At 71.8% G+C, this 16,702-nt stretch carries 17 protein-coding genes and 1 tRNA gene; 8 read left to right on the top strand and 10 right to left on the bottom strand.

Features of this window, described 5'->3' with window-relative positions; genetic code table 11:
* Nucleotides 1–42: 42 nt before the first annotated feature.
* Together ACIRB1_RS08190 and ACIRB1_RS08185 are read left to right on the top strand one after the other, a co-directional pair.
* Complete coding sequence (locus ACIRB1_RS08190) at nt 43–1,695, top strand: alkaline phosphatase D family protein (protein ID WP_403464986.1); 1,653 nt, start codon at nt 43–45, stop codon at nt 1,693–1,695.
* An 88-nt stretch (nt 1,696–1,783) separates the two neighbouring features.
* Nucleotides 1,784–3,730 (top strand): FAD/NAD(P)-binding protein, encoded by a 1,947-nt coding sequence (locus ACIRB1_RS08185; protein WP_403464985.1) that lies wholly within the window; start codon nt 1,784–1,786, stop codon nt 3,728–3,730.
* Here the strand turns inward: ACIRB1_RS08185 and ACIRB1_RS08180 are convergent.
* The gene (locus ACIRB1_RS08180) at nt 3,702–4,244 is read right to left on the bottom strand and encodes a superoxide dismutase family protein (RefSeq protein WP_352183406.1); all 543 of its coding nucleotides are present in this window, start codon (nt 4,242–4,244) and stop codon (nt 3,702–3,704) included. The genes ACIRB1_RS08185 and ACIRB1_RS08180 overlap by 29 nt on opposite strands.
* Nucleotides 4,245–4,540: 296 nt before the next feature.
* Between ACIRB1_RS08180 and ACIRB1_RS08175 the strand changes: the two genes are divergently transcribed.
* Nucleotides 4,541–5,131: a DedA family protein gene (locus ACIRB1_RS08175; protein ID WP_403465366.1), complete on the top strand. Its 591-nt coding sequence runs from the start codon at nt 4,541–4,543 to the stop codon at nt 5,129–5,131.
* A 223-nt stretch (nt 5,132–5,354) separates the two neighbouring features.
* On the opposite strand, the gene ACIRB1_RS08170 is transcribed toward ACIRB1_RS08175, so the two are convergent.
* The gene (locus ACIRB1_RS08170; RefSeq protein ID WP_352183405.1) at nt 5,355–5,582 is read right to left on the bottom strand and encodes a DUF2277 domain-containing protein; all 228 of its coding nucleotides are present in this window, start codon (nt 5,580–5,582) and stop codon (nt 5,355–5,357) included.
* Between the two features lie 115 nt (nt 5,583–5,697).
* Here ACIRB1_RS08170 and ACIRB1_RS08165 point away from each other — a divergent pair, with 115 nt between their 5' ends.
* Nucleotides 5,698–6,603 carry a ketopantoate reductase family protein gene (locus tag ACIRB1_RS08165; RefSeq protein ID WP_403464984.1) on the top strand — a complete coding sequence of 302 codons (906 nt, stop codon included), beginning with the start codon at nt 5,698–5,700 and terminating at the stop codon, nt 6,601–6,603.
* Nucleotides 6,604–6,611: 8 nt separating this feature from the next.
* Here ACIRB1_RS08165 and ACIRB1_RS08160 read toward each other — a convergent pair whose 3' ends face one another.
* Together ACIRB1_RS08160 and ACIRB1_RS08155 are read right to left on the bottom strand one after the other, a co-directional pair.
* Nucleotides 6,612–7,112, bottom strand: coding sequence for a GNAT family N-acetyltransferase (locus tag ACIRB1_RS08160; protein ID WP_403464983.1), 501 nt, complete (start codon nt 7,110–7,112; stop codon nt 6,612–6,614).
* Between the two features lie 61 nt (nt 7,113–7,173).
* The gene (locus ACIRB1_RS08155; protein ID WP_403464982.1) at nt 7,174–7,605 is read right to left on the bottom strand and encodes a GNAT family N-acetyltransferase; all 432 of its coding nucleotides are present in this window, start codon (nt 7,603–7,605) and stop codon (nt 7,174–7,176) included.
* Between the two features lie 144 nt (nt 7,606–7,749).
* Between ACIRB1_RS08155 and ACIRB1_RS08150 the strand changes: the two genes are divergently transcribed.
* Nucleotides 7,750–8,094 (top strand): hypothetical protein, encoded by a 345-nt coding sequence (locus ACIRB1_RS08150; protein WP_403464981.1) that lies wholly within the window; start codon nt 7,750–7,752, stop codon nt 8,092–8,094.
* 105 nt (nt 8,095–8,199) lie between these two features.
* On the opposite strand, the gene ACIRB1_RS08145 is transcribed toward ACIRB1_RS08150, so the two are convergent.
* The 3 genes from ACIRB1_RS08145 to ACIRB1_RS08135 form a co-directional block, all read right to left on the bottom strand.
* Nucleotides 8,200–8,604, bottom strand: coding sequence for a hypothetical protein (locus ACIRB1_RS08145; RefSeq protein ID WP_403464980.1), 405 nt, complete (start codon nt 8,602–8,604; stop codon nt 8,200–8,202).
* Between the two features lie 50 nt (nt 8,605–8,654).
* Nucleotides 8,655–9,377: a dienelactone hydrolase family protein gene (locus tag ACIRB1_RS08140; RefSeq protein ID WP_403464979.1), complete on the bottom strand. Its 723-nt coding sequence runs from the start codon at nt 9,375–9,377 to the stop codon at nt 8,655–8,657.
* A 258-nt stretch (nt 9,378–9,635) separates the two neighbouring features.
* Nucleotides 9,636–9,710, bottom strand: a tRNA-Val gene (locus ACIRB1_RS08135).
* Nucleotides 9,711–10,007: 297 nt separating this feature from the next.
* Between ACIRB1_RS08135 and ACIRB1_RS08130 the strand changes: the two genes are divergently transcribed.
* Together ACIRB1_RS08130 and ACIRB1_RS08125 are read left to right on the top strand one after the other, a co-directional pair.
* Nucleotides 10,008–10,739, top strand: coding sequence for a DUF4097 family beta strand repeat-containing protein (locus tag ACIRB1_RS08130; protein WP_403465365.1), 732 nt, complete (start codon nt 10,008–10,010; stop codon nt 10,737–10,739).
* Between the two features lie 71 nt (nt 10,740–10,810).
* Complete coding sequence (locus ACIRB1_RS08125; protein ID WP_403464978.1) at nt 10,811–12,295, top strand: hypothetical protein; 1,485 nt, start codon at nt 10,811–10,813, stop codon at nt 12,293–12,295.
* 93 nt (nt 12,296–12,388) lie between these two features.
* On the opposite strand, the gene ACIRB1_RS08120 is transcribed toward ACIRB1_RS08125, so the two are convergent.
* Entirely contained in the window at nt 12,389–13,246 is an 858-nt protein-coding gene (locus ACIRB1_RS08120) for an SDR family oxidoreductase (protein ID WP_403465364.1), read from the bottom strand.
* Between the two features lie 103 nt (nt 13,247–13,349).
* On the opposite strand from ACIRB1_RS08120, the gene ACIRB1_RS08115 reads away from it, so the two are divergent.
* Complete coding sequence (locus ACIRB1_RS08115; protein ID WP_352183397.1) at nt 13,350–14,054, top strand: TetR/AcrR family transcriptional regulator; 705 nt, start codon at nt 13,350–13,352, stop codon at nt 14,052–14,054.
* A gap of 70 nt (nt 14,055–14,124) precedes the next feature.
* Here ACIRB1_RS08115 and ACIRB1_RS08110 read toward each other — a convergent pair whose 3' ends face one another.
* Nucleotides 14,125–15,294: an amidase domain-containing protein gene (locus ACIRB1_RS08110; RefSeq protein WP_352183396.1), complete on the bottom strand. Its 1,170-nt coding sequence runs from the start codon at nt 15,292–15,294 to the stop codon at nt 14,125–14,127.
* A gap of 109 nt (nt 15,295–15,403) precedes the next feature.
* Nucleotides 15,404–16,684, bottom strand: coding sequence for a hypothetical protein (locus ACIRB1_RS08105; RefSeq protein ID WP_352183395.1), 1,281 nt, complete (start codon nt 16,682–16,684; stop codon nt 15,404–15,406).
* Nucleotides 16,685–16,702: the final 18 nt, after the last annotated feature.

Below are 16,702 nucleotides of genomic sequence, written 5' to 3'. Positions count from 1 at the left end.
CCCGGAGGCGAGCCCGACCATGCAGGGGGCAGGTGATCGACCGTGGCCGGACTGAGTCTTGGACCACTGCTTCGCTACGCCGACGGATCGTCGGCGACGGTCTGGGTCGAGGCGAGCCGTCCGTGCACGGCCGAGGTGCGCTGTGCGGACGGCGCGGGCGGCACCGCCCGCACCTTCCAAGTGGCGGGCCACCACTACGCGTTGGTGCCGGTGGAGGGCCTCACGGCCGGGACGTCGACGCCGTACGACGTGTTCCTGGACGGCACGCGCGTATGGCCGCTGCCCGACTCGCCGTTCCCTCCGTCGGTGATCCACACCCCGGACGCCGACGGCACGGTCCGCGTCGCGTTCGGCTCCTGCCGCTGGGCCGCGCCGGCCGCCGGCTCCCACGACCCGGTGGGCCCGGACGCCCTGGACTCGCTGGCCTCGCGCATCGCCCGCGAGCCGGAGTCCGAACGGCCGGACGTACTCGTCCTGCTGGGCGACCAGGTGTATGCCGACGAGGTCTCCGACGCGACCCGCCGCTGGCTCTCCGCCCGCCGCGACCTGCGCGAGCCGCCGGGCGGCGAGGTCGCGGACTACGAGGAGTACACGCACCTCTACTACGAGTCCTGGCTCGACCCGGAGATCCGCTGGCTGCTGTCCACCGTGCCGTCGTGCATGATCTTCGACGACCACGACGTGATCGACGACTGGAACACCTCCGCCGCCTGGGTCGCGGACATGCGGGACACCGCCTGGTGGCGCGAGCGGCTGCTGAGCGGGCTGATGTCGTACTGGGTGCACCAGCACCTCGGGAACCTCTCCCCCGCCGAACTCGCCGCCGATCCCCTCTACTCGGCGGTCCGTGGCGCCCCCGACGGCACCGACGAACTCCGTGCCTTCGCCTCCCGCGCCGATGCCGACCCGGCCTCCGTCCGCTGGAGCTACCGCCGCGACTTCGGCCGCGTCCGGCTGCTGATGGTGGACAGCAGGGCGGCCCGCGTCCTCGACGAACAGCACCGCGCGATGCTCGACCCCGGCGAGGCCGACTGGCTGCGCACGGAGGCACTCAAGGACCGCGCCTCCTACGACCACCTCCTCATCGGCACCTCCCTGCCCTGGCTGCTGCCCCATCTCGTCCACGACGCCGAGACCTGGGACGCGGCCCTGAGCCGGGGCGAACGGGGCGCCCGCTGGGCCGGGTTCGGCGAGAAGCTGCGCCGCGCGGCCGACCTCGAACACTGGGCGGCGTTCCCGGAGTCCTTCGAGCAGCTGGCGGACCTGATCGCCGAGGCGGGGACGGGGGACGAGGCGCCGGCATCGGTGCTCGTGCTGTCGGGAGACGTGCACCACGCGTATGTGGCCGAGCCCAAGTGGCGTGACCGTCCCGGGACTTCAGGTGCGGCCGGGCCTCCGGACTCGCGGGTCCTCCAGCTCACCTGCTCCCCGGTCCACAACTCCATCCCCGCCTATATGCGCGTCGGCTTCCGCTTCGGCTGGAGCGCGGTCGCGCGCGGCCTCGGCCGCCGTCTCGTCCGGCACGGCCGCTGCCCCGACCCGTCGGTGACGTGGCGCAAAACGGGCGGGCCCTGGTTCGGCAACCAGCTCATGACCCTCACGCTGCGCGGCCGTTCGGCCCGGCTGCGGCTGGAGCAGGCACGGCCGGACGGGACGCTGCGGACCGTGGAGGACTCCCCCCTGACACCCTCGTGATCCCGTTGCGGGCATGATGAGGCGGACCGTCCGCTTCCGAGCGGGCGGTCTGCTCCATTGCGCCCCCACACGCCCGGGAGTCACCCCTTTGTCCCCAGTGAACGCGTTCGACGGCGAACCGGTCTCCGTCTCCGTCGCCGTGGTCGGCGCCGGTCCGCGCGGTACCAGCGTCCTGGAACGCCTCTGCGCCTCCGCGCCGGAGCTCCTCCCGCCCGGCGCCCGGCTCACCGTGCACGTCGTCGACCCGGCACCCCCGGGCCCCGGCCGCGTATGGCGCTCCGCGCAGTCGCCCGAGCTGCTGATGAACACCGTGGCCTCGCAGGTGACCCTCTTCACCGACGACAGCGTCGACTGCTCGGGGCCGATCCGCCCCGGCCCGAGTCTGCACGAGTGGGCGCCCGCCGAACTCGGCCCGGACGACTACCCCACCCGCGCGCACTACGGCCGCTATCTGGAGTGGGTGTTCGCCCGCACCGTCCGCGAGGCCCCCGACTCCGTCCATGTGCGGCCGCACACGGCCCGCGCCGTACGCCTCGACGACACGGCCGACGGCCACCAGTCCCTCACCCTCGACAACGGCCGTACCCTGTCCGCCCTTTCGGCCGTCGTCCTGGCGCAGGGCCACCTCCCGACGATCCCGGACCCGGCCCACCGCCGCCTCACCGCCTACGCCGACCGCCACGGCCTGCACCACATCCCGCCCGCCAACCCGGCCGACGTCGACCTGTCCGTCGTACGCCCCGGCGAACCCGTCCTGTTGCGCGGCCTGGGCCTCAACTTCTTCGACCACACGGCCCTGTTGACGACGGGCAGAGGCGGCCGTTTCGTCCGCGCGCGGAACGGGTCCCTGCGCTACGTCCGCTCGGGCGACGAGCCCCGTCTGTACGCCGGTTCACGCCGGGGCATCCCGTACCAGGCCCGCGGCGACAACGCGAAGGGCCCCTACGGCCGCCACATTCCCCAAGTCCTCACCCCCGAGGCGATATCCGCCTTCCGCAAACGCGCCGACTCGGCCGAGCCGCCCGAATTCCTCACGGAGATATGGCCGTTGGTGGCGAAGGAGGTCGAGACGGTCTACTACACCGCGCTGCTGCGTCTCTCCCGGCACCCGGCGTCGGCGGACTTCGCCGAGCGCTTCCTCGCCGTCCCGCACCGGGACCCCCAAGAGGCCCTGATCCTGGACGAGTTCGGGGTGCCGGCGGCCGACCGCTGGTGCTGGGACCGGCTGTCCCGGCCGTACGGGGAACGCGATCTCGCGCACCCGGCGGCCTGGCGGGACTGGCTGCTGTCGTATCTGCGCGAGGACGCGGAGCACGCGGCGCGCGGCAACGTGGACGGCCCGCTCAAGGCGGCCCTGGACGTGCTGCGCGATCTGCGCAACGAACTCCGGCTGGTCGTCGACCACGGCGGCCTGGCCGGTGCCTCGCGCCGTGACCACCTGGACCGCTGGTACACCCCGCTCAACGCGTTCCTGTCCATCGGACCGCCCCGCCGCCGTATCGAGGAGCTGGCCGCGCTGGTCGAGGCGGGCGTGGTGGAGGTGCTCGGGCCGCGGCTCGACGTACGGGAGGCGGACGGCGCCTGGGTGGCGTCCTCGCCCGAGATACCGGGCTCGGCGGTCCGTGTGACCACCCTCATCGAGGCGCGCCTCCCCGAACCGGACCTGCGCCGCACCGCCGACGAACTCCTCGGCCGGCTGCTGCGCACGGGCCGGTGCCGGCCGCACACGGTGGACGGCTACGAGACGGGCGGACTGGACGTGACACCCCGCCCGTACCGCCTGATAGACCGTCAGGGAGCCGTCCACGAAAGGCGGTTCGCGTTCGGGGTGCCCACGGAGGGCGTGCACTGGGTGACCGCGGCGGGCGCCCGGCCCGGGGTGGACTCGGTGACACTGTCGGACGCGGACGCGGTGGCACGGGCGGTGCTGCGCGCGGCGGCGACAACACCGGCGGCCGGCCGGCGGGCGCCGGACACCGGCGCCCGCTCCTGTTCGTCCCCGCAGGTCAGGGAGCCCAGCCGAACGGCACCGTGAAGCAGGCGGCGCGGGTGTGGCTGCCCGGCCTGTCATGGATCACGACGGAGGACGCCTCGCCCTGCCGGAAGCCCCACGCGTGCCGGGCGCTCGCCTCGGCGGCACCGTGCTCGTCGGCCGTGAAGTCGAGCCAGACCTCGTTGTCGGCGTTGGCGGCGGCCGGATCGGTGGACGGTTTGTGCTGGAAGTGCCCGCCCGCGGCGGCCGGGTCCGCGCCGCACGGCTTCTGGTGCACATGGACGGCGTACGCGTGTCCCGGCACCATCCCGTCGACCCGCAGCTTCACCGTCGTGGCACCGCCCACCGCCGTGTGCTGATTCACCTGAATCCACGCGGCGGCGGGCACCAGCTTGCTGTCGTACGTCACCGCCGCCGACGGCACGAGGGCGCCGACCGGCGCGAACCGCGCGTCCGTCCGCATCCAGAAACCGTCCGGAGCACCGGCCGCGGCGCCGCCCGTACCGCTCGCCAGTACGGCCGCGACGACGGCGCCCGCGCATATCCCTGCCACCATGATGTGTACCGTTCCTCACGTCTTGTTCCGCTTGGTTCCCCTTTGCCTACGTTGCTACGGGATGCGGGCGCGGGCCGCCCCCTGGGACGGGGCAGCCGGGTGAACACGCTGTGCCGATCACTCGCGCCCCCCGTGAATCTCCTGTCACTGCCCGGGCGTACGCTGTATGGCTGTCACTGGCCGCCCCTGCCGCTCCCTCGCGACACCGCGGCAGGTATGGCCCACGGGGGAGTTCACGGGGAGACGCGTTGTTCGAGAGTGTGGGGTCACTGACCGGCAGTCCATGGATCTACGCCATGGTCGCCCTGTCCGTACTCCTTGATGTGTTCCTGCCGGTCCTGCCGAGCGGTGTCCTGGTCATCGCGGCCGCGACGGCGGCGGCAGCGGGCACCGGTGCGGCGATCGACGCGGTTCCCGTGCCTCACGAGGTCCCGAGCATCCTGGCGCTGATCGCGTCCGCGGCGACCGCGTCCCTCCTCGGCGATCTCGTGGCGTACCGGCTCGCCTGGCGCGGCGGCGAACGCCTGGACCGCGCGATCTCCCGCTCCCGCCGCCTCACCACCGCGCAGGAACGTCTCGGCCAGGCCCTCGCCCGAGGCGGCGGCGCCCTAGTCATCCTGGCCCGCTTCGCCCCCGCCGGCCGCTCGGTGGTCTCCCTGGGCGCAGGCGCCGCCCACCGCCGAGCCCGGGACTTCCTCCCCTGGTCAGCCCTGGCGGGCCTCTCCTGGGCGGCCTACAGCGTGGCCCTCGGCTACTACGGCGCCCAGTGGCTGGGCACGACCTGGCTGGCAACGGGGGTGTCGTTGCTGGCCCTGTTCGGCGCGGGTGCGGCAGCGGCCTACGTAATGCGCCGCCAACCAACAACACCAGAGGCAACAGCCTCCTAAACAACGAAACACGCCAGGCGACACCCCCCCTAGGGGCGCGGGGAACTGCGCGACAAGCCCCCACCGGCCCGCACGTCACAACGAACGCCAGGCACACGTCCGCCTTCAGGGGCGCGGGGAACGGCGCGACAAGCCCCCACGGCCCGCACCTTCACGACGACCCGCAGGCACGTGTTTCCAGGGGCGCGAGGAACCGCGCCCCCCCGCCCCACCACCCCGCACCTCACGACACCCCCCGAGCCACCCCCTTCACCTCAAGCCCCCCAAGCAGTTCCGCGGTAGCCGCCGCAATCACATCAACCGCATGGTCAAAGACCTCACGGTTATGCGCAGCCGGCGCCCGGAACCCGGAGACTTTGCGGACGTACTGCAACGCGGCAGCCCGCATCTCCTCCTCCGTGGCCTCGTCGGGCAGAGCAGGCGGTCGAAGCGTCTTGATACTGCGGCACATACCCCCAGTCTCCCGCGTCGCAGCCCATCCCGCCGCCCCTCTCCCGAACACACCTGCGATGATCTCCCCCGAGGCGGCCACCGTTCACGGGGCCGACCGACGAGAGGACAAGCACATGGCGAACGACGAACTCACCGTGGCGATCCTGGGCCCGGGCGGAGTGGGCGGCCTGCTCGCGGCCCTGCTGTCCCGCGCCGGACACCGGGTGATCTGCCTGGCCGGAGAGGAAACCGCCGACACCCTCCGTACGAACGGAATCCGCGTCCACAGCACCCGCTTCGGCGACTTCACCGCCCCCGTGGAGGCCGACACGGAGCTACGCGAACCGGTGGACGCCTGCCTGATCACGGTCAAGGCGACGACCCTGGACCGGGCACTGACCCGCGTCCCGGCGAAGGCACTGGCCGACGCCCTCCTCGTACCGTTCCTGAACGGCGTGGAACACCCGGCACACCTCCGCGCCCACTACACCCCCGCCCAGGTCGCCCCCGCGATCATCCGGGTCGAGTCGACGCGCACCGCCCCGGGGCACATTGATCACGGCAGCCCCTTCGCGGAGATCGACCTGACCGGCGACCCGGTCCCCCGCCCCCGCCTGGACACCCTCGCCACCGCCCTGAACGCGGCCGGCCCCACCACCCAGGTCCTCCCCGACGAGACGGCCGCACTCTGGGCCAAGATGACCTTCCTCGCCCCCCTCGCCCTCCTCACCACCCGCTACGGCCTCCCCCTGGGCGACGTACGCACGCGCCACCGAGGGGAGTTGACGTCCCTGCTGGAGGAGACGGCCGCGGTGAGCCGGTCCTACGGCGGCCCGTCGGACCCGGGCGGGGCGCTCGCCCGGTACGACGCGTTCCCGCCGGGGACCAAGTCGTCGATGCAGCGTGACGCGGAGGCCGGACGTCCGCTCGAACTGGACGCGATCGGCGGGGCGTTGCTGCGGGCGGCGGAGCGGCACGGGATCGCGGTGCCGGTGGCGGCAAGGCTCGTAAGGGAGTTGGGGGCGCCCGGCGCCAACTGACGCCCCGCTCAGGCCTGGAGGTCGAACCGCCAGTCGTTCGAGGTCATCCAGCTGCCCTTCGGGTACTCGAACTCCACCGCGCCGATCAGGGTGAACCCGGCTTTCCTGCATACCGAGTTGGACGCGGGATGGTCGACGCCCGGAAAGGCGTGCAGATACCGGTGCCATCCGGCGGCCCGCGCCGCCACCACGACGGCGCGGGCCGCCTGGGCTGCCAGCCCGCGCCCCTGGAACTCGGGCAGCACCCCCCATCCGGTCTCCCACACCGGCTCGCCCCGCCACTCCCGCTCCCAGAAGCCGATCGAGCCCACGGTCTCCCCGCTCACCGCGGACTCCACCCGGAACATCCCCCCGCGGTCCAGCCGGACGTACCGCCTCTGCCGGTCGACGAGCCGCTCCTCGCTCTCGGGACCCCCCAAGTGCGCGGTCATCTCAGGGCTGTTGAGCCGCTCCAGCAACCAGAAGTCTCCCGCACCCCAGGGCTGAAGCCGCACCTGTTCCACATCCATGCCGAGCACATTAGGCGCGCTCACCGACAGCCGCGGGCCGGTGCGCCCTCGGCCAAGACCGTCAACTCGCCCCCATGAAGCGGTACATGCCGACCGAGCCGTGCCGGGCGGTGTCGGCGAAACCGAACTTCTCGTACAGGAAGCGCGCGGGTCCGTCCGCGATGAGCGAGACGTACGCGGTGGCGGGCGCCCGGCGTTCCAGCTCCTCCGTGAGCGCGGCCATGATGCGCCGGCCGAGCCCGCGTCCCTGATGCGCGGGATGCACGCAGATGTCGACGACCTGGAACGCCGTACCGCCGTCCCCGATGATCCGCCCCATCCCGATGGGCTCGCCCTGGTGCCGGAGCACCACCCCGTACCAGGTGTTGGGCAGCGCGGCGGCGACCGCCGCGGGGTCCTTGTCGGAGAGTCCCGCGTCGGTCCGCAGGCGCCGGAAGTCCTCGACGGACGGAACACCCGCGACCACTTCGTAAGGGTCAGTAATCACTTCCATGCCTTACACGCTAGAGGACGAGCGGTGAAGATTGCCACGGCGGCACCTCCCCGACCAGCGGTCGAAGCGCTCCTTCCGCACCCGTTCGCGTGAAGTCCCTGAAGGAACTCGCGACCCAAAATCGAACAGGCGTAGCATTACCTCGTGGCTACGACCTATGACTTCCCGAGTGACCTCCTCGCCGGTCAGGAGGAGCTGCATCAGGTCCGGGCCGAGCTGTCGGCCCTGCTGAAGCGGCTGCCCTGGTCGGTCGAGCCCCTGGACGGGTTCAGCGACACGAGCGGCTGGCGCAAGGTGGAGCGCCCGGCCTCCCCCGGCTGGACACCCGACGAACAGGCCGAGGTGGAGAAGCTCCGGCAGCGCGAACACGAGCTGGCGGTCTTCGTCAGCGGCCACCGTTTCTGGACGGAGGTCGTGGCGGCGGAGCGGGTGGAGACACGGATGCGGCTGAAGCACGCGCACGAGACACCGACGGCGGACGGCGACTGAGAAACCCCGGGCGGCGGGCGGCGGACGGCGACTGAGAGACCCCGGACGTCGGACGGCGGCTGGGAGACCCCGGGCGTCGGACGCGGCACCCCGCCGGTCCTTCACCTAGGGCTTGCGCGGCCCCCGCCGGCCCAGCAGCAGGGTCGCGGCAATTCCGGCGACCCCCGCGATCCCGACCACAGCGCCGAGAGTCCCCGCGGTCCCCGCCGTCCCGACCGCCCGGAAGCCGCGCGTCGCACGCCAGGACAGCACCGACCACCGCGACTGCGCGGACAGGACGGACCCCGTGCTCAGCCACGACCCGGCCGAGACGAACGACAGGGCCGAGCCGATCGAGCCGACCGAGAGCGCGCTCCCGATCGACCCGACCGACAGGCTCGACCCGACGGAGCCGATGGACAGCACCGACCCCACCGAGCCGATCGACAGCACCGAGTCCGTCGACCACAGGGACAGGACGGAGCCCGAGGGGGTGGTGCGGTGCGCCGACGGTACGGAGGATGTGGTCATGGACCCATCCTGCCCACCCGCGCGGGAAAGTCCCCCTCGGTGCCCCCGGTCTACTTCAGGTGGCGGCCGAAGAACCTGTCCCCGTCCTCCCGTTCGAACCACGGGGTGCCGAGGTGACCTCCCAGGTTGGCGTGGAGGGTCTTCTCCTTGCTGCCGAAGGCGTCGAACAGCTCAAGGGCCCGCTGGCGCGGGTTGCCCTCGTCGTCCCACTGGAGCAGGAGCAGCAGCGGGACGGTGACCTGGCGGGCCTCCTCGCGCTGGGCGTGCGGGACGTACCCTCCGGCGAAGAAGCCGGCCGCCGCGATCCGCGGCTCCAGCACCGCCAGCCGGATGCCGAGGGCGGTCCACCCCGAGTATCCGACCGGGCCGGTGATCCCGGGCAGGCCGAGGAGGGCGTCGAGGGCGGTGCGCCAGTCGGGGACCGCCTGTTCGACCAGCGGGCCGACGAGGGACTCGAAGATGTCGTCGGTGGGCTCACCGGCCCGCATCGCCCGGCGGAGGTCGGCGCGGGCCTGTTCGGCGGCGGCGGAGCGGGGCCGGTCACCGCACCCGGCGGCGTCGATGGCGGCCACCGCGTAGCCGCCCGCCGCGGACAGCCGGGCCCGGGCCACCAGGCGCGGTTCCGCCTTGGGCAGGCCGTTGTTGTGGGCCATCAGGATCAGCGGGACCGGCGCGGCGGACTCGGGCGTCCACAGGGTGCCGGGAATCTCGCCGAGGGTGAACTCGCGTTCCAGGACGCCGTCTTCGAGACGTCGTTCAGTGGTGAAGTCCATGGTCGTGCCTTTCGGGAGAGCTGCGTACGGCGCTCCCGGACGACCTATCGCCCGACCGCGACCCCGGAGGGGAGCACCCATGTCGTCACTGCGTTCACGGGTACCACCTCCTCGCTCTCTCGCACGGCCTCCGTGAAGGTAGCAGCGGGCGCCCCGGCCCGCCAACGGTTTTCCCGGCACCCGCCGCGGACCCGGACCCCGCCATGGAAAGAGGCCCCCGGGGAACTCCCCGGGGGCCTCTGACCTGCTGCTTGTTCCTGGTGGGCGCGGACGGTTTCGAACCGCCGACATTCGCCTTGTAAGGGCGACGCTCTACCCCTGAGCTACGCGCCCAGGACGAGTCGACAGCCTACATTGCCGGGGGGCCTGTCCCGCAAACCCGTATCGGGAAGAAAGCGGGTCGAGGGCGAGGTCAGGGGCGTCCCGGGGGTTTACCCCACCCCTGGTCCGGGAGTGCGCCGGATGCCCTCGCCGTGCGCCGCTCTCTACGGTCGTAGAGCGCCGTAGGAGTCACCAGGGCTCCGCGTCCGTCCCAGGGGGAGAACAACCGTGACCAGCTCCGGCACCCGTAGCCGTACCCGCACCCGTCGCCGCGCCACCCGCGCCCTCACCGGCACCACCGCCGTCGCCCTGCTGCTGCTCGGGGCCACCGCCTGCGGCACCGCCTCCGCCGGGGACGACAAGCACCCCGATCACCGCACCTTCGCGCTGCCCGGCCGTACGCTCACCATCGACTCCGACGACTCCGCGCTGGAGGTCGTCGCCTCGGACGCGAACCCGGCGGGGAAGATCGAGGTCACCCGGTGGTGGCAGGGCAGCGTGTCGATCGGGTCGGGTCCCAAGGTGAGCTGGGCGATGGACGGTGACCGGCTGAAGTTGCGGATGAAGTGCTCCGGGGTGATCGCCGACTGCTCCGCCAAGCACCGGATCGAGGTGCCGCGCGGGGTCACCGTGAAGGTGGAGGACGGGGACGGAAGCGTGCGGGCGCGCGGGTTCAAGGACGCGCTGAGTGTGCGGACCGGCGACGGTTCCGTGCATGTGACCGACTCCTCCGGGCCGCTGACCCTGCACACCGGGGACGGCTCCGTGCACGCCGAGGTCTCGTCCCGGCAGGTGCGCACGACCACCCGTGACGGGTCCGTGCACCTCGAACTCGGCGCCGTACCCGACCTGGTGGAGTCCACCAGCGGCGACGGTTCCGTGACGATCGCGCTGCCCAGGGACGGCGGTGCGAAGTACCGCGTGACGACCAAGACCAGGGACGGATCGGTGGATGTGTCGGTGCCCCGGGACTCGTCGAGTTCGCATGTGGTGACCGCCCACACCGGCGACGGGAAAGTCACGGTGCGGAACGTGAACTGACCGGCCCGTGTGTTCGTCCTCTACCGGTGGGAGAATGACAGCGGTCAGGATGGAAGACACGGGAGAGGGATGTGACGGCGACACCAGCGCAGCCGTATTCGCCGCTCACACGGCTCCGGCGCGTGCCAGGGCTCCGGCCCCCGCGCGGTTCCGCCGCAGGTCGCGCCCCACAGCCCGGCGCCGCGCCCCGTGACCCCCGCCCCGGTGACACCGCCCGCACGGGCGGCACCACCCGCGCGGCCCTCGACACCCTGACCCTGATCGGCCTCCCGCTGCTCGTCGCGCTCGCCCTCCCCGTCTCCTTCGCCGGTGGCGGCACCCGGCGCTGGTTCGGCGGGCGGGCGGAGAGCCAGCGGGCCGAGGCGCAGGCGGCGAAGGATGCCGCGGCGGCGGCGTTCTACGAGCTGGACACCGCCCAGCGGGATCTGCGGATCTCGATAGAGACCATTACCGCGGTCGACGACTCGCCTGCCGCCCGCCGCGCGGTCACCGACTTCGAGGCGCTGGGGCGGCGCATCGACGAGGCGAGCGGCCGGTACATCAACGCCGTCGACGCGCACGACCTCGACCGCGACGACCTGGAGGCCGCCGCGGCGAACCGCGCCCGTACCGAACTGTCCGCCGCGAAGGACCAGTTGGGGCAGGTGAAGCAGGAGCTGGACCGGTTCGAGAGCGGGCTCGGTCCGCTGCTCGGCAAGGCCGAGACCCAGCTGGCCCGGCTGGCGCCCGCCGTCGAGCGGGCCCGGCAGGCACTGCTCGCCGCCTCCAACGCCCTGGACGCCGTGCGGAGTTCGGGGCTGCGGGCCGACGATCTCGCCGCCCGGCTCGCCGCGCTCGGGCCGGAGCTGACCAAGCTGAACCAGGGTGCCGGGCAGCACGGTGTGCCGCAGACCCTGGAGCGGGCGACGCAAGTGGCCCGGGAGGCGGAAGCCATCCGGGCCCAGGCCGGTCAACTGCCCGAGAAGGCCGCCGAGATCGACCACCGGCTGGTCTCCCTGCGCACCCGCGCCCAGGCTCTCACCACCCGCGCGGGCCAAGTCGACCCGGTGCTCAGCGAGTTGCGGCGGCGCTTCTCCGCCGCGTGCTGGCAGGACCTCCAGCAGGTGCCGCAGCAGGCCGGGGAGAACGTACGGCAGGCCGAGCTGAAGCTGAAGGAGGCACAGGCCGCGCGGGACGCCCAGCGCTGGCCGGACGCCACCTCCCTGCTCTCGACCGTGCGGGCCCTCCTGAACACCACCGACGAGGCCGTCTCCGCCGCCGGCGACCGGCTGCGCCGGCTGAACGCCGTGCAGAAGGACCCCCAGCAGGAGATCGACCGCACCCGCTTCGCCATCCGCGACGCCCAACGCCTCGCGATGACGGGCCGCACCACCCCCGACCCCCGCCACGCCCGCCCCCTCGACGACGCCGTGGCCCGCCTGGACCGGGCGATCGCCACGCTGGAGGGCCGCCACCCCGACTACTGGCACTTCCTCACGGAGACAGAGGCGGTACGCCAGTCCGTGGCCCGGGTGGTCACCCAGATCCGAGAGGAACGCGGAACAGCGGGGCACTGACAGACACCGGCCCAGGAGTACACCGGCCCAGGAGTACCCGCGAAGGGGCGCGACCGGCCCCCACCGGCCCGCGGCTCCGAACAACCGGGCCGATCACGCCAGTGCGGCCCCGAGCACCTCCCGCAACGACGTGGGCGCCCTCCCGATCAGCTCCCCCAACACCGGACTCACCTCCGCGAACTCCCCCGCCCTGCTCGCCCGGAACAACCCCACGAGCAGCTCCGCCTGCCCCTCCGGCACGCCGTGGGAGACCAGCCCCGCCCGGTACTCCTCATCCGCGACCGTCACCCGCTTGATCGTGCGCCCCGTGACCGCCGAGGCCAGCGCCGCCACCTCCGCGAGGTCAAGCGCCTCCGCCCCGGTGAGCGGCGGCGTCACCCCGTCGAACCGCCCCTCCTCCACCAGCGCTGTCGCCGCGGCCTCGGCCAGGTCGGCGTGGGCCGTCCACGACACCGGCCCGTCCTCCGGCGCGGTCAACTCCCCCGTCTTCAGGGCCTCGCCGAGAAGCATCACGGTCGTAGCGGCATAGAAGCCGTTACGCAGCGATGTGAACGGGACGCCCGACGCGCGCAGCACCGCCTCCGTCTCCGCGTGGTCCGGCATCGGGGCGAACGGCGACGCCGGGTTCGCGCCCATGTGGCTGGTGTAGAGGACGCGGCGGGCACCGGAGTCGCGGGCCGCGGCTATCGCGGTGCGGTGCTGTCGTAGCGCCGCGTCGCCCGTGCTCGCGGCGGAGACGAGGAGGATCTGGTCCGCTCCCTCGAAGGCCTCGGCCAGGGTCTCGGGGGCGTCGAAGTCGCCCCGGCGGACGCGGACTCCCCGCTCGGTCAGTTCCCTGGCTCCCTCCGGGTCGCGGACGCTCACCGCTATCCGCTCGGCGGGGACGCGGGCGAGCAGCCGGTCCACCACTCCCCTGCCCAGTTGCCCATTGGCTCCGGTGACGACGATCACGGCTACCACCTCCACGAAGAACAGCACACATCAACCGCTAACACTCACGACATTAGCATCGCTACCGAACAAGTGCTAACGCGTTTCTGTTAGCGTTTGACGCATGTCTGCTGACGACGACTCCACCCCCCGCGAGCGCATCCTCGCCGCCACCGCCCGCCTCCTCACCGAAGGCGGGCGCGAGGCCGTGTCGACGCGGGCCGTCGGGAGCGCGGCCGGGGTGCAGGCGCCGACCATCTACCGGCTCTTCGGCGACAAACAGGGACTCCTCGACGCGGTGGCCACGGAGGGCTTCGCCGCCTATCTCGCCAGCAAGACCGAGCTGGCGCCCACCGCCGACCCGGTCGCCGACCTGCGCGCCGGCTGGGACCTGCACATCGACTTCGGTCTCACCAACCCGGCGCTGTACCTGCTCATGTACGCCGAGCCCCGCCCTGGCGCGGCCCCGCCGAAGGCCGCCGTCGCGGGCGCCGAGATCCTCGCCGGGCACATCCACCGCATCGCCGAGGCGGGCCGGCTGCGCGTGAGCGAGGAGCGCGCCGTGCAGCTGGTGCACGCGGCCGGCAGCGGTACGGCGATCAGCCTCATCTCCCTGCCCGAGGACCGCCGCGACCTCGAACTGTCCACGCTGGCAAGGGAGTCCGTGATCGCCGCGATCACCACCGAGACCCCGGCGACCGACGCCCCCGGCCCGGTCCCCGCCGCCGTCGCCCTGCGCGCCGCGCTCCGGCGGACCGACGTCCTGACCGACGGCGAGCTGAGCCTGCTGCGGGAGTGGCTCGACCGGATCGCGCGCGGCACGCCGTAGACGCGGATCGGCCCCCGTCGCTGCCGGAGCGAGCGACGGGGGCCGATGAAACCGTGCGGGACTACCGACCTCAGGTGCGGTAGGCGTAGTAGTACGCGTTCGGGTACGACGCGATGAGGCTCGCCACCGACCTGCGCAGGGTGTTGTTCGAGTGGTACGTGACGTACGGGACGCCGTTGCTCTTGGCCGTCACGATCATCGTGTGGTCCTTGGCACCGTCGCGGTCGAAGTCCATCTGGAGGACGTCGCCGACCTCCAGCTGGTACACGTTCGCGAGCGGGGTGGTCCGCTTGGAGTTCTGCGCGAACCAGGACCACTCGTTGACGCCGACGAAGGAGTCCGACTGGATGTCGGCGGTGCCGAACCACTTCGTGTAGTCGTAGACGTAGCCCGGGACGTGCTTCCAGCCGCCGGCCTTGAGGGACTGGCTGACGAAGTTGGTGCAGTCGCCGCCGTCCGCGTGGCCGTTGAAGTCCGGGTAGGCCGTGTTGTAGACGTTCCAGTACTTCTCGGCGTAGGCCGCCATCGCCTTGTAGTCGTACGCCGTGCTCGTCTTCGGGACCGCCACCGGGTTGCGGGTGATGGCCGCGCGCGGCGCGTCCGGCATGGTGTTGCCGTCGTCGGCCGGGGCGGGCGACGCCTTCACCGCGGGCTTGGACAGCGTGTTGACGGCGAGGCCGCCCTCGTCGGTGTCCTGGATGTTCGACAGCTGCCAGGTGCCCCGCTGGTCGGCCTTGAAGGTCAACTCGTGGTGGGCCTGGAAGCCGGTGGTCCTCGGCTGGTTCCCCGCGGCCTTCGCGTACGTCAGCGTGGTCGTCTCGGTGACGTCGGCCTTGGCGGTACGGCCGGTCACCCGGGTCGCGTCCAGCGTGACCTTCGTGGTGCCCGCGCTGTAGGTCTCGCCGAGCTTGGCGATGCTGCTCTGGCGGCCGCGCAGCTGGCTCAGCGCCGACTTCTCGTCGCGCGACTGGGTGCTGGAGAGGCGGACGTCGCCGGAGAAACGCGAGGTGGTCTGCTGGGTGCCGGCCCCGCGGACGAGGGCCTGCGTGCGGTCCGTGAAGACCGCGTCGGCGAGCTTCTGGAAGGTCGCCTTGGTCGCGGCGTTCACCGTCGGGTCGTCGACGACGGCCGCGCCCGCGCTCCAGTTGGGCACGAGGGCGACGCCGGCGACGACCGAGGCGGCCGCCGCCGAGATTATGGCCGTACGACTCCGCCTACGGCTCAGTTTTCTGGATTTCAATGGTGTTCCCCTCTACGCCGGCACGCCTACCGGGCGAGGGCATCTTCGCACGCCATATGTGGCTCCTGTGAAGGGGGTTGCACTTGGTCAGTTCACCAGTCGCGAAAGGTCACTTGACCACCGTGGACCAGTCGGGCGACTGAGCGGGGTCCAGACTGCGCAACTGCTGCAAAGTCTGGGGCGACTGCACATCCATCCAGTCCGAAAGCTCCTTGAAGGACACGCACTTGACGCCCTTCTTCGTGCAGATCCTCGGGATGATCTGGTCGATGGCCTTCATGTAGATGCTGCCGTTCCAGTTCTCGAAGTGGTTGCCGATGAACAGGGGCGCCCGGCTGCCGTAGTAGACCCGGTTGAAGCCGGCCATGTACGAGTCGACCGTCTTCTTCTCCCAGTCGGCGAACTTCGCGGGGTCGCCCTGGGTGGCGCCGCCCGACTGGTTGTAGAGGAAGTTGAAGTCCATCGACAGGGCCTGGATGTTGTCCCCGTAGGGGAGCAGTTCGAGCGGGAAGTCCCAGAGGCCGTCCTTCTTGGCGGGCCATATCTGGAAGTCGCCCGGGGAACTGGCGTCGTAGCGCCAGCCGTAACCCTTCAGCGCCTTCAGGAGGTTGGGCTGACCCTCCAGGCAGGGAGCACGGCCGCCGACGACCTCCTTCTTGAAGTCGAAGGGCAGCGCCGGGATGTCGGTGTAGCCGGTGTTGGTCTTCCAGTTCTCCACGAAGGAGAAGAACTGGTCGATCTCGCTCTTCCACTGCGCGACGCTCCAGTCACCGCCGCCCTTGGCCTCGCAGAAGTGGCCGTTGAAGTGGGTGCCGATGTCGTTGCCCTGCTCGTAGGCCAGGCGGAGCTGCTCCAGCGTGTCCCGGATGTGCTGGTCGGTCGGGAAGTCGATCGCGGCCGAACCCACCGAGTGCATCGGCGGGTGATAGAGGTCCCTCTTGCTCTTGGGCAGCAGATAGATGCCCGTGAGGAAGAAGGTCATATGGGCGTTGTACTCCTTCGCCATCTCCCGGTAGTGCGAGAAGAGTTTGTCGTCCCCCTGGAGCGCGCCGTCCCAGGAGAAGACCACGAACTGGGGTGGTTTCTCACCGGGCTTGAGCGGTACGGCCTTCAACTGGTCCTTCTGCGGCCCCGTGTACGAGGTCGAACCGTCCCCCAGCACCTGCGTCTTGCCGTCCCAGGCGGGTTCCTTGGACGACTTGGGCTCGGCGTTCCGGCCGGCCGACGCGGTGGGCGCCGTGTTGTCCCGGTTCAACGCCAGATACCCGGTCACCAGCGAGGCGACGACAAGGAACACGGCCAGGGTGAGGAACCCGGGCTTCGGGGTACGACGGCGCGGTTCAGGCGCTCTGCGGCGGCGGCCGGACGGTGCCTTCGTCCGAGGCTTCATGGGCGGCTCATTCTGCGA

This window comes from Streptomyces sp. NPDC096013 (assembly GCF_044763565.1).
Taxonomy (GTDB): Bacteria; Actinomycetota; Actinomycetes; order Streptomycetales; family Streptomycetaceae; genus Streptomyces.
Note: the sequence above shows the minus strand (reverse complement) of the source record. Positions and strands in the feature narration are given on the sequence as shown.

Coding starts and splice junctions, on each gene's coding strand:
- ACIRB1_RS08140 (WP_403464979.1), bottom strand. CDS start 9,377: ATGGACTTCACCACTGAACGACGTCTCGAAGACGGCGTCCTGGAACGC.
- ACIRB1_RS08180 (WP_352183406.1), bottom strand. CDS start 4,244: ATGGTGGCAGGGATATGCGCGGGCGCCGTCGTCGCGGCCGTACTGGCG.
- ACIRB1_RS08105 (WP_352183395.1), bottom strand. CDS start 16,684: ATGAAGCCTCGGACGAAGGCACCGTCCGGCCGCCGCCGCAGAGCGCCT.
- ACIRB1_RS08170 (WP_352183405.1), bottom strand. CDS start 5,582: ATGTGCCGCAGTATCAAGACGCTTCGACCGCCTGCTCTGCCCGACGAG.
- ACIRB1_RS08165 (WP_403464984.1), top strand. CDS start 5,698: ATGGCGAACGACGAACTCACCGTGGCGATCCTGGGCCCGGGCGGAGTG.
- ACIRB1_RS08145 (WP_403464980.1), bottom strand. CDS start 8,604: ATGACCACATCCTCCGTACCGTCGGCGCACCGCACCACCCCCTCGGGC.
- ACIRB1_RS08115 (WP_352183397.1), top strand. CDS start 13,350: ATGTCTGCTGACGACGACTCCACCCCCCGCGAGCGCATCCTCGCCGCC.
- ACIRB1_RS08175 (WP_403465366.1), top strand. CDS start 4,541: ATGGTCGCCCTGTCCGTACTCCTTGATGTGTTCCTGCCGGTCCTGCCG.
- ACIRB1_RS08155 (WP_403464982.1), bottom strand. CDS start 7,605: ATGGAAGTGATTACTGACCCTTACGAAGTGGTCGCGGGTGTTCCGTCC.
- ACIRB1_RS08160 (WP_403464983.1), bottom strand. CDS start 7,112: ATGGATGTGGAACAGGTGCGGCTTCAGCCCTGGGGTGCGGGAGACTTC.